The sequence below is a fragment of the Tahibacter caeni genome (assembly GCF_024609805.1).
Taxonomy (GTDB): Bacteria; Pseudomonadota; Gammaproteobacteria; order Xanthomonadales; family Rhodanobacteraceae; genus Tahibacter; species Tahibacter caeni.
On record NZ_JANFVR010000151.1, the window covers coordinates 1 to 11,316 of the forward strand.

The window sequence follows — 11,316 nt, forward strand, 5'->3', positions numbered from 1 at the left end:
ACCGGCGGCGGCAGCGGAGCCGGAGCCGCGGCGGTCACCGGCGCGCGCGCCGCGGGACGCAGCAGCCAGGCCGCGAGGAAACCCAGAACCGCGCCGATGACGAATCCTGCCAACATGCCTGCTCCCGAAGTGGTTCCGACCGTGTGCGCCGCGCGGCGTGCCGGCCGCGAGCGCCGATGCCCGCGCGCTCACGCCGTCCTCACGCCGAACGCACAGTTTCCCACAAGCGCGCGGCCGCGCCGATGTACGCCGGCGTCGCGTCCGCCGCGGCCGGCACGGACGCCGTCGCGATCAGGCGTCGACGCGAACATAACCTGTTGCGACGCAGCGCGGCGGACGCGGCGCTGGCGGGCGTCAGGGTCATCCCCGGTCGCGTCGGCGAACGGATCGGTATGAAGCAGACGGCCGGCCGTCTGCTGCGCCGCAACCGGATCGCACCGTGCGCGGCGCAACTCCTATGTTTTGTCCAAAAATTTCATAAGTGATCGTGTTCACATAAGGAAAAACATCGCCGTTATGTGGTTGCCATCGCGCGGCCGCTGCGTTACATCGTCGCCCCGGGAGAGGTGCTCGGCAACGAGCCACGACGCAGCGGCCACGGCAGCAGCAGCCCGGAACCCCGCACGACGCGCCTGCGCACGTTCGATGACGCAGCCGTCGGTTCCGGATCCGCCAACGGCCCGCGTCGACGTGGAACAGGGGTGGTCCACGGCGTTGCAGCAGGGATTCGCGCCATCGGGTGCCGCAAGCCGATGCAGTGCCGCACGCGACCGCCACCCGGCCGCGACGGCGGCCTGCGGCCTGCGCACGAGCTCGGCGGCGCCGTTCCGCTGCGACAGCGTGGCCGCGCGCCAACGACACGGAGGTCGCCACGCCGCTTTGCGGCCATTCGCCGATCCGGAGGGAGTCAATCGAATGAACGTATCCGTCAACACCGCCGTCCCGCGCCAGAACCGCCGGTTCTGGCAAGCCCTGTTGCCCGCCTGCCTGCTGTTCGCGCTGGCCGGCGCCGCCGTCGCGGCCGAACCGTCGGCCGCGCTCAAGCCGAGCGTGATGTCGCTGCAGGTCGACAACTACCGCGGCAAGGCCGAGGCCTTCGCCGCGGTCGAGCTGTTCGCCGACCGTTCGGCGCGCTCGGCCACGGCCGACGCGGTGACCCGCCTCGCCGTCAGCAGCGGCACGCTGCTCGATCTCGACGCGGACGCCGTCGCCGCGCTGCGCCGCGCCCGTCCGAGCACCCTGACCCTGCGCCTGCCGACGCGCGACCGCGGCACGGTCGAGCTCGAGCTGTTCGAGCACGACATCTTCGCGACCGATTTCCGGATCACCGCGAGCGGCGGCGAGGACACGAGCAAGATCGACCGCGGCCTGCACTACCGCGGCATCGTCAAGGGCGATCCGGCCTCGTTCGCGGCGATCAGCGTGTTCGACGGCGAAGTCATCGGCACGTTCTCGACCGTGGCCGACGGCAACTGGGTCGTCGCGAAGCTCGAAGGAAGCAATCCCACCAATCGCCACATCGTCTACGCCGACGCGTCGCTGCTGGACAAGAGCGGCGCGCCGGGCTGCGCGATGGACGCGCGCGGCAACGCGGAGAATTTCGCGAAGTTCTGGGACGAAGCGCCGGCGGCGAAACAGACCGTGGCGGGCGACGCGGCCCTGTCGCCGGCAGCCGCCGGCGCGCCGGGCACCGACGCGCTGCAGACCGTCAAGTGCGCGACCGAGTGGCTCGAAGCCGAGTACGACATCTACCAGAACCGCGGCAGCCTGCAGGCGGCGACCGACTACGTGACGGCGGTGTTCAACAACTCCTCGACCCTGTATGCGAACGACGGCATCTCGCTGAAGCTGCAGCAGGCCTACATCTGGACCACGAGCGATCCGTACAACGGCTCGAACTCGACCGGCAACCTGTCGGCGTTCCAGAGCTATCGCGCGAACAGCTTCAGCGGCACGATCGCCCAGCTGCTGACGTTCCGCTCGCTCGGCGGCGGCGTCGCCGCGGGCTTCAGCGGCATCTGCAACGCGTCGCGCTCGGCGAGCATGTGCACGAGCGGCATCCAGTCGGCCTACAACACCGTGCCGACGTATTCGTGGACCGTCAGCGTCGTGACCCACGAAGCCGGCCATCTGCTCGGCTCGCGCCACACGCATGCCTGCGTCTGGAACGGCAACAACACCGCGATCGACAGCTGCGCGGGATCGACCGAGGGCGGCTGTCCGCTGCCGGGCTATCCGTCGGGCGGCGGCACGATCATGAGCTACTGCCATCTGACCAGTGTCGGCATCAACTTCAACCGCGGCTTCGGTCCGCAGCCCTCGGCGACGATACGCAACCGCGTCGAAGCCGGCGGCTGCCTGGCCAACTGCGACGGCGGCGGTGGCGGCGGCGGCGGCACCCTGACGCGCGGCACGCCGCTGACGAACCAGTCGGCGGCGACCGGCAGCGCGCTGGCCTATACGATGGCCGTGCCGGCCGGTGCGACGAACCTGACGTTCACGACCTCGGGCGGCACCGGCGACGCTGACCTGTTCGTGCGCTTCGGCAGCGCGCCGACCGACACGGTCTACGACTGCAAGTCCGACGGTCCGTCCAATGCCGAGACCTGCACGATCGCCGCGCCGAGCGCCGGCACCTACCACGTGCGCGTCAAGGCCTATGCGGCGTTCTCGGGCCTCAGCGTCGTCGGCAACTACACGACCGGCGGCGGCGGCACGCAGACCTACAGCAACGGCGCCGACTACGCGATCAGCGACAACACGACCGTCGAAAGCCCGGTCACGGTGTCGGGACGCAGCGGCAATGCGCCGTCGAACGCCCAGGTCGCCGTCAACATCGTGCACACCTACATCGGCGACCTGCGCGTCGACCTCGTCGCACCCGACGGCACCACCTATCTGCTGCACAACCGCGCCGGCGGCAGCGCCGACAACCTCGTGCAGACCTATACGGTCAACCTGTCGAGCGAGTCGCTGAACGGCGTCTGGAAACTGCGCGTCAACGACAACGGTCCGGGCGACGTCGGCAGGATCGACAGCTGGTCGATGACGTTCTGACGACCGCAGAAGTCGTTGCATCGCAACCTGAGCCGTGCCGGGCCGCGCCCGGCACGGCTTGCCGCGGCCGGATCGCTGCCGCCATGCCGGCGAAAAGCGATAGCCGCTGCATCCTGCGATCGCCGCCGGTCCGGCCGTCCGGATCGAAAACCGCCGGCCGACAGGTCTTGCACCAGCTGGCGCCACGAACCCGCGCGTTCGTCCGCAAGCCGTCCTTGGCCACCGGCTATCCGCGCCGGCGCGGGTGATCGTCTCCGGCACACTTTTGCGCTTCACCACAATGACAATCCTGAACGATGCGCAGCCGTCGCTTCTCGCTTCGATTCGTTCTTGAACGCCGCAGTACATCTGTATAACATGCAGCAAACGCACCAACCGTCGCCCCCGGCGCCGGCGCAACAGGGGAAGTCCGCAACACAGCAAGCCATGACGGGCGTGGATGGCGCCCGGCAGCACGCGGACGCGCGCCGTCCGCGGCGGCCTCCTGTCGCCGCCTGCCGCCAGCCACCGCCGCCACCACAGCAGCGGGGTGAGTGCGATGAAGCGCATGCGCAATGGGACCGTCATCGTCGGCGGCATGGCCGCGGTGATGCTGGCAGCGAGCTGCTCCACCACGCCGGTCGATCCGGGGCCAGGCCCCAAGCCGCCCATCGACCCGCCGGTCACGAACTGCAACGTCACGCCGCCGACGACGCCGGTGACGCCGGCGCTGCTGGCGAGCGGCCTGCCCTGCGACGCGACGATCGTCTCGCCGATCACCCTGCCGAATCTGCAGCACGGCTTCGACTACTACTCGTGGCTCACGTTTCTCGCGCTGAACGCGCCCGCGGGCGGCGGCGTCATCGGCCAGGGCGGGCAGCCCGGCGGCGACGCGCCGACGCAGTGGGAGCAGTGGAAGGAGCTGTCCGACCTCATGAAGCCCGGCGGCGCCGCGCCGGGCCCCTGGGACGCGCCGCGCACGATTCCGCCGGCCTGCCTCGCGCTCGGCGCGAACAAGGGCTCGCGCGTGCTGAGCATGGTCGGCAAGACGCCGGACGTGCTCTCGGCCACGGTCCAGCCGTTCGACACCGGCCCGCTGATCGACCAGCACGGCCGCTACGCGCGCTACGAAATTCTCGTGAACCGGCCGATGTTCGAATACATCGTGCAGAACGGCCTCTACAGCAAGCAGGGCCAGAGCGCGTTCACGGCCACGGTCGACTTCCCGTCGGGCACGGTCACGAGCGGCAGCGACGGCACGGTCGGCGCGATCATGGTCAAGGCGGCCTGGATGGTGCTCGGCGACGGTGACGACGCGAGCCGCTTCCACACGGCGCGCGCGTTCGTCTACACGGCGCCGCAGCAGAATCCGCGCATCGAGGAATCCTGCACGACGGCGACCCTGGGCCTCGTCGGCCTGCACGTCGCGCACAAGACCGCCGGCGCGCCGCAGTGGATCTGGTCGACGTTCGAGCACGCCGCGAACGCGCCGGAGCAGGCCGCCGTCGACACCGGCAAGCTGCTGCCGCGCTACAACTTCTATCGCGACGGCTGCAGCGGCTGCGCCGTCAACGAACCGCCGCCGCGGCCGTGGAACCCGAATGCGCAGCCGTTCCCGAACGGCTTCACGAGCCAGATCGTCCGCGTCACGCCGATCACCGCCGCGACCGTCGCATTGACCGACGCGTTCACCGGACTGCTGGCCGGCACGGTCTGGCAGAACTATCTGCTGGTCAGCACGCAATGGCCGACCGACCCGCAGAGCAAGACCGATCCGAACGGCGTGCCCGCACCGATGTATCTGGCCAACAGCACCCTGGAAACCTACATCCAGGGCACGGTGCCGCAGGCCTCGTCGAGCTGCACGAACTGCCACGGCAATGCCGCGGCCACGACCGGCCGCACCTCGGACTTCACCTTCGTCCTCGAACGCGCGCAGTAGCGCACCGACCCTGCAGGCAAGCCTATGGCCAGCGATAGCATGTCCCAGTTCGTCAACCTGTCGGCGCTGCTGACCGGCATCAGCGCCGACAAGCTCGTGCCGCCGCTGTCGCCGTCGACGGTGCCGCAGCAGATCTTCGCGACCGCGCAGCAGCAGGGCGGCGCCACGTTCACGCAGCTGCTGGGTGTCTACGCGGACGCGGTCACTCAGGGCAAGAGCGACGCGCAGATCGCCGCGGCGGTGTTCGAGCAGAACGGCTCCGACGTCTGCTACCTCGCGCGCAGCGTCATGCTGGCCTGGTATCTCGGCAGCTGGTACGACCCGAAGGTACTGCAGGCCTACAACAGTCCGACGCCGCCGCCGGGACCGCCGGGGTCGACCGTGCTGTCGGCCGAGGCCTACACCCAGGGCTGGGCCTGGAACGTGGCCCAGGCGCACGCGATGGGCTACAGCAACTACACCTTCGGTTACTGGAGCAAGCCGCCGCCGGCCCTGGCGGATTTCACGGGAGCCGCGTCATGAGCAGCGCACCGTCCGTCTACGACGTCGTCATCGTCGGCGCCGGCGCGTCCGGCTCCATCATCGCCAAGCAGCTCGGCCTGGCCGGCAAGAAGGTGCTCGTGCTCGAAGCCGGCGCCGGCGCGCCGCCGAACATCAATGCGTTCATGCAGCGCTTCTACACCTCGGTCGCGAAGACGCCCGAGTCGCCGTACACGCCGGACCTGTTCACGCCGCCAGGCAGCGGCGATCTGACCGATCCGTCGACGCTCGCGGCCGGCCGCCCGACGGTGCTGACCCTGCGCGCGGACAACTGGCAGGATCCGCACCAGGCCTACTTGATACAGCAGGGCCCCAAGGCCTTCGCGAGCACCTACGAACGCGTCGCCGGCGGCACGATGCGGCATTGGCTCGGCACGAGCCTGCGCTTCCTGCCGAACGACTTCCGGATGCAGACTGTGTACCGGCAGGAGGTCGACTGGCCGCTGAGCTATGCGGACCTCGATCCCTGGTACTGCAAGGCCGAAGCCGAGATCGGCGTGTCGGCCGACACGGCCGAGCAGTCCTTCCTCGGCATCACGTTTCCGCCGGGCTACAGCTATCCGATGCAGGCGATCCCGCACACGCTCGTCGACGACGCCGTCGACGCGGCAACCCAAGGTATGACCTGGGAAGGCCTGCCCGTGACCGTGACCGGCACGCCGGCCGGGCGCAATTCGCAGCCGTACCAGAACCGCCGCGTCTGCGCCGGCAACACCAACTGCATTCCGATCTGCCCGATCCAGGCCAAGTACGACCCCAGCGTCAGCCTCAACGCAGCGCTCGATACCGGCAACGTCACGCTGTGGCCACAGACCGTCGCGAGCCACGTGCGCATCGCCGACGACGGCACGGTCGGCGGCATCGACTATCTGCAATACCAGCAGGTCACCGGACCGGCCACGGCCGGCGGCACGGCCGTCGGCAAGATCTACGTGATCGCCGCGCATGCGATCGAGACGCCGCGGCTGCTGCTGATGTCGACGAACGACGGCCGCTACCCGGACGGTGTCGCCAACAGCAGCGGCCTCGTCGGCCGGAACCTCATGGACCATCCGCTGTACCTGGCGTGGGCGCTCGCGCCGCAACCGGTCTGGCCGTACCGCGGCCCGCTCGCGACGGCCGGCATCGAGAGCCTGCGCGACGGCGAATTCCGCAGCGAGCGCGCCGCGTTCCGCATCGAGATCGGCAACGAAGGCTGGAACTTCGCGATCGGCGACCCGGACACGACGACCGTGGACTTCATCAACGGCATGAACGCGAGCGGCCTGAATCCGCCGACCGCCGGCGGCGCGCCGGCCGCGCTCTGGGGCAGCGCACTCGTCGCGGCGCTGAACGACGGCCTGTCACGCCAGTTCCGCCTCGGCTTCCTCGTCGAGCAGTCGCCCGAGAGTACGAACTACGTGAGCCTGTCCGACGAGCTCGATCCACTGGGCCTGCCGCGGCCGGCCATCCACTACGACCTGTCGGACTACACCAAGCGCGGCTTCGTCGCGGCCAGGCAGGTCGCCGACGCGATCTTCGCGAAGATGGGCGCGACCCAGTTCACGGCGGCGCCGGCCGAAGGGCCGACGACGTTCGACTACGTCGTCGACGGCCAGCCCACGCGCTTCCGCTATTTCGGCGCCGGCCACATCGTCGGCACCTACCGCATGGGCGGCGACAAGGACACTTCCGTCGTCGACACCGACCAGCGCAGCTGGGACCACGCCAACCTGTACCTCGTCGGCAGCGGCACTTTCCCGACCGTGACCACGGCCAATCCGACCCTGACGATCGCCGCGCTGAGCCTGAAGACCGCGAGCACGATACTGCAGCAACTCGGCTAGCGGCGGTCGGCCGGACAAGACCGCGCGGCACGGGCGGCGGCTACCCACCGCCACGACCGATCGCCGGCCGCGCCGGCTAGCGCAGCTTGCGGCGCCGGCGCGGCACGAGCACGTCGAGCATGGCCTTGGCCTGGTCGCGCTCGGCCGGCCTCAGGCGGCGCAGGCGCACGATCCAGTCGATTTCCTCGGGCGTATAGGCTTCGGGCATCTCGCGCGTGCCGCGCAGGCCGGCCCGGCGGTTCGCGCTGCGCTGGCCGGTGCAGACGTACTGCGCGTCGTAACCTTGCCTGACGAGCGCGATCAGCGCGTCGACCGGCAGCGGGATCTCGGTTTCCCAGCGCCGAACGGTGCGCGGGCTGACACCGGCGATCTCCGCCGCGCGTTCTCGGGTCAATTCCAGCCGCAGCCGTTCTTCCCGCAGCCGCGCATAAAACTCCGTGCTTGCCATACCTGGCCTTCCGTTGCGTATGGACGATTCGCCTCGCCCGCCGCGAATTTCACCTGCTGCAAACGTTTTTCGCAACGGAAAAATTCGAGAACGGCTGTCGCAAGCGCAAAAAGCCATAACTGTTGTAGCGCATTACAACAATCGAGCCGGAATTTGGCCGACCGCGGGCGATCCCGACCGGCCTGGACGATTGCCTGCCGGGTCTGTCAACCGGTAATCCAGGAATAAGCCGGGATGGGCTCAACGCTCACGCCGGTCACGATGTCCCCGGCGGACGTCTACGATGACAGTGCTGTCACAGCCGGCCGCCGCGTCGCAACGCCGAATCCGGAATGTCGCCATTCGCGCCGGCTCGACGGGATCGACCGGCACCGACGATCGCCCGGTCCGCAGGGCGGCGAGACGCGGCAGGCCGGACGCGGGACGCCAGCGCTGCGCACGCAACGCGGCAGCGACGGCGCCGCTGACGAGCCGCACGTCATCGCGCTTGCGAAACGACCCGTACGTTCGCAGCGAACGGAGTTCGAGATGTCGCGAACCGCCGAAGCGGATTCAGGATTTCCTGGCGCAGAGCGGCTCGGCCTTCCAGGCCGAAACGATGCGTTCGCGCGAGCTGTCGGTATGAATCAGGTCCACCGAGTACCAGTAACTGCGCTGCGGGTCGATGGCCGTGTCGCGATATTCGTAGTGATGGGTTTCGTCGGTCGTGCCCGCGGCGAGTATCGGCGTGGCGCTGATCTTTCGCCGCGTCGCCGGTTTCGCCGTCGCTGCGGAACACGGCGAATGCGAAGCTGTCCTGCTCGCTGGCCGTGGTCCGGTGCAGGCGGTTGACCAGCGGCTTGCCGTCGGCCGGCGTGCAGCCGACGGCCGGCGCGACGGACGAAATCAGCAGCAGCGGAAGCAGCAGGAACGCGGCATATTGCAGGCGCATGGCGGCACTCGAGATCGGCGAGCGGCGCAACGGACTGGAAGGCTTTGTGACGGTTGTGGCCCCTCGCGTCAAGCGGCGAGCGCACCAGGGCCCAGCCCTCGAGCATGGAATCGGCGCTTACGGCTGCGGCCGACTCCGCGCCAGGCGGCGCATCTCGACGGCTGCGCCCGCTCGCGAGGCGACGGCCGCTGCAGCGTACTCGCGCCGACCGGCGGCCGTAACCCGGCAGACCCATTTGCACCAGGGGGCAGGACCGCGGCGCCGGTGTCCCCGGTCGATCGGCGACGGCTGCGGCGCTGCGGCCTTTCGTGCGGCACGGCGGCAACGACTGGCGCCGTCAGCTCAAGTCGAGCGCTGCCAGGACGTGGCCACTTCGCGCCCGCTGGCTGCCGACGCGCGTCGCCGGTCCTTGCACGGCGCAACGGCATCACGATGGCCACCGTGTCCGCCCGATCCGTCAGGCGTATTTCCCGCTGGACCCGCCGCTCGGAATCAAAAAAATTGTTGAGATGAATTTAAACAATGAAGCGGACGATGTTTGCCGACGTATCGCCAGGCCGCGCCGGCGGCCTGTGACGGATCAACGAGTCCGTCACGCCGCAACACTGCCGCGTACTGCCTCGACGTAGAGCAAAGGCAACCGGCGAGCACGCATCCGGCGCACCCCAGGGGAGAGACGCTGCTCGAGCGCGACGCCTCCCTCAGGCATTGCAGGTGCGCGGCCACGCACTTACATACGGCGTCGCACGGATGCCGTACGCGCCTGACATACCGCCGCACGGCATCTCGGTGAAATACGCTCGACGTTGCGGCGCTGCCGGACTCGCCCGTTCGGACGCACCACGAAATCGATCCGCCGCTCCGGATGCGCGGCCGAATGCTGCTCTACCTGCCATGCTGCGGCTTGCCGGCGTTCCGCAGTGCAGAGCCGACGACGCGGCATGTCGTCGGTCCCGCTCGGAAGCGTCGTCCGCAACATGCCGACACGCCGCAGCGCGCGGCGCTCCATACAGCCTCATGCGACATCCGGCACGACTGCACGTACGTGCGAGCCTTCGATCAAGCGCGAATGCGCCGCGTACGCACACCGGGCTTGCCGGACGCCGGCGCCGCAGAATCCGCTTTGCGCGCAGATTTCGTGCCGCGCGTCGACGGGGCGCGCAGCGCGAGTACACTGAGCATCGCCCTGGCCTGCTCGCGCTGGGCGGGGCTCAGCGCGCGATAGCTGCGCAGCAGTTCGATCTCGTCGCGCGTATAGCCCGGCGCGACTTCGTAGTCGACGCCGCGCTCGCGTACTTCATGGATGTTCTTGCTGCGCACGCCGCTGGCGACATACTGCACGTCGTAACCGATCGCGAGCAGTGGAATCATGGCGTCGAGCGGGATCGCGACCTGCGACTCCCAGCGCCGCACGGTCTTGACGTGCACGTTCGCCGCGACGGCGACTTCCTGCTGGGTCAGACCCAGCCGCGCACGCTCTTCCCGTAGTCGTTCAAAAAAATCCATGTATGCACCACTTGACTGTGGATCATCACTGACCCAAAATTTTTGCATAGGGACAATTTTGTCCCGAATCGATTCCACCATGCCGCTGCGTAGCTTCGTCACCGATTGCCCGATGCCGCCGATCACCGGCGCCGCGATGCATGAACCGCCGCCGCCCCCGTGCCGACGCGATGCGCGGCCGCTCGGATTCGCGTGAAAGCACGGCGAGTACGCACCGGACCGACGCCATCAAAGCAACAAAACACCATCTGCTGCATTTCACCTACTGCAAGCGCTTTGCGCAATAGGAAAAATCCGCAGGCTGAAGTCGGAAAAACCGCGCCCAGGAATCGGTTGTCGCCGTCCCCATCGGCGCCACGAAAACCAAATTCTGAACCCGACGCAAACGTACGGTCGGCAACGGCCGCGCGGCAGCGCCGCGCGCGGCAAGTTTCCACGGCCGCTGCCGGCATCCCGGCCGGCAGCCGGCTCCCACGCGCCTTCGAGGGATCGAAGGCATTGCATGCAGCGCCAGCGGCCACCGCCGCGGCGCCCCCACACGGACGAGGGGATCGCATTGCTCATGAGTGACGAGAAGTACATCAACGCCGCCCAGCAGCGGGCGCTGCGCACCTTGCTGATGCTCGCCGAACACGATCTGGACGGCCTGGCCCCAGGCGAGATTGCGCGGCATCTGAAGACGCTGCCGAGCAACACCACGCGCGATCTCGCGAATCTGCGCCTGGCGGGCCTGGCCGAATCGCTGGGCAACGGCCGCTGGCGCATCTCGCCGCGGCTGGCCGAGCTCGCGATCGTGCTGCACCGCAACCTCGAGAACGCAAGGAAGCGGCTCGAAGACACGCGCCGACGCTATGCACGCGACTAGACCGATGTGCGAGTGCAGCATGCCGCGGCGACGCCGGCTGCGAGCGGCCGCATGAACGTCGTCACGCTCGCGCTGGCGGCGCTGACCCTCGCGCATGCGCTGGTCGCCTGGCTGGCCGTGCGCCAGCTGCGCCGTGCAGGCGCGTCGCGCGACCCCGCAGCGGACTGAGCCGCGGCTCCGGCGTCGACCGCGCCGTCGATTGCGCTAGGCTTGGCGGGCTCG

At 68.9% G+C, this 11,316-nt stretch carries 10 protein-coding genes; 7 read left to right on the plus strand and 3 right to left on the minus strand.

All coding sequences use genetic code 11. The annotated features are described in order from the left end of the window. Positions 1–242: 242 nt before the first annotated feature. The 5 genes from NON22_RS13660 to NON22_RS13680 all read left to right on the plus strand — a co-directional run bounded on the left by NON22_RS13660 (position 243) and on the right by NON22_RS13680 (position 7,344). Complete coding sequence (locus NON22_RS13660) at positions 243–485, plus strand: hypothetical protein (RefSeq protein WP_257387493.1); 243 nt, start codon at positions 243–245, stop codon at positions 483–485. Positions 486–915: 430 nt separating this feature from the next. After that, on the plus strand, positions 916–3,057 hold the full coding sequence (locus tag NON22_RS13665) for a proprotein convertase P-domain-containing protein (protein ID WP_257387494.1): 2,142 nt from the start codon (positions 916–918) through the stop codon (positions 3,055–3,057). A 547-nt stretch (positions 3,058–3,604) separates the two neighbouring features. Next, positions 3,605–4,978, plus strand: a complete 1,374-nt coding sequence (locus tag NON22_RS13670) for a hypothetical protein (RefSeq protein ID WP_257387495.1) — start codon at positions 3,605–3,607, stop codon at positions 4,976–4,978. Between the two features lie 39 nt (positions 4,979–5,017). Then, positions 5,018–5,500, plus strand: coding sequence for a hypothetical protein (locus tag NON22_RS13675; RefSeq protein WP_257387496.1), 483 nt, complete (start codon positions 5,018–5,020; stop codon positions 5,498–5,500). Further along, a complete protein-coding gene (locus NON22_RS13680) occupies positions 5,497–7,344 on the plus strand; it encodes a GMC family oxidoreductase (protein ID WP_257387497.1) in 1,848 nt (615 codons plus the stop codon). The genes NON22_RS13675 and NON22_RS13680 overlap by 4 nt, the downstream gene beginning before the upstream one ends. A 76-nt stretch (positions 7,345–7,420) precedes the next feature. Here NON22_RS13680 and NON22_RS13685 read toward each other — a convergent pair whose 3' ends face one another. The 3 genes from NON22_RS13685 to NON22_RS13695 form a co-directional block, all read right to left on the minus strand. Continuing rightward, on the minus strand, positions 7,421–7,792 hold the full coding sequence (locus NON22_RS13685; RefSeq protein WP_257387498.1) for a helix-turn-helix domain-containing protein: 372 nt from the start codon (positions 7,790–7,792) through the stop codon (positions 7,421–7,423). Between the two features lie 478 nt (positions 7,793–8,270). Then, positions 8,271–8,723 (minus strand): hypothetical protein, encoded by a 453-nt coding sequence (locus NON22_RS13690; RefSeq protein WP_257387499.1) that lies wholly within the window; start codon positions 8,721–8,723, stop codon positions 8,271–8,273. A 1,059-nt stretch (positions 8,724–9,782) separates the two neighbouring features. Beyond that, entirely contained in the window at positions 9,783–10,355 is a 573-nt protein-coding gene (locus NON22_RS13695; RefSeq protein ID WP_257387501.1) for a helix-turn-helix domain-containing protein, read from the minus strand. A gap of 14 nt (positions 10,356–10,369) precedes the next feature. Between NON22_RS13695 and NON22_RS13700 the strand changes: the two genes are divergently transcribed. Together NON22_RS13700 and NON22_RS13705 are read left to right on the plus strand one after the other, a co-directional pair. Further along, complete coding sequence (locus NON22_RS13700; protein WP_257387502.1) at positions 10,370–10,516, plus strand: hypothetical protein; 147 nt, start codon at positions 10,370–10,372, stop codon at positions 10,514–10,516. Between the two features lie 275 nt (positions 10,517–10,791). Next, positions 10,792–11,094, plus strand: a complete 303-nt coding sequence (locus NON22_RS13705; protein ID WP_257387503.1) for an IclR family transcriptional regulator — start codon at positions 10,792–10,794, stop codon at positions 11,092–11,094. Positions 11,095–11,316 lie beyond the last annotated feature (222 nt).

Bases quoted from the DNA above. Each gene is read 5' to 3' on its own strand.
- NON22_RS13680 (WP_257387497.1), top strand. From the start codon at position 5,497: ATGAGCAGCGCACCGTCCGTCTACGACGTCGTCATCGTCGGCGCCGGC.
- NON22_RS13675 (WP_257387496.1), top strand. From the start codon at position 5,018: ATGTCCCAGTTCGTCAACCTGTCGGCGCTGCTGACCGGCATCAGCGCC.
- NON22_RS13685 (WP_257387498.1), bottom strand. From the start codon at position 7,792: ATGGCAAGCACGGAGTTTTATGCGCGGCTGCGGGAAGAACGGCTGCGG.
- NON22_RS13700 (WP_257387502.1), top strand. From the start codon at position 10,370: ATGAACCGCCGCCGCCCCCGTGCCGACGCGATGCGCGGCCGCTCGGAT.
- NON22_RS13705 (WP_257387503.1), top strand. From the start codon at position 10,792: ATGAGTGACGAGAAGTACATCAACGCCGCCCAGCAGCGGGCGCTGCGC.
- NON22_RS13670 (WP_257387495.1), top strand. From the start codon at position 3,605: ATGCGCAATGGGACCGTCATCGTCGGCGGCATGGCCGCGGTGATGCTG.
- NON22_RS13665 (WP_257387494.1), top strand. From the start codon at position 916: ATGAACGTATCCGTCAACACCGCCGTCCCGCGCCAGAACCGCCGGTTC.
- NON22_RS13690 (WP_257387499.1), bottom strand. From the start codon at position 8,723: ATGCGCCTGCAATATGCCGCGTTCCTGCTGCTTCCGCTGCTGCTGATT.
- NON22_RS13660 (WP_257387493.1), top strand. From the start codon at position 243: ATGTACGCCGGCGTCGCGTCCGCCGCGGCCGGCACGGACGCCGTCGCG.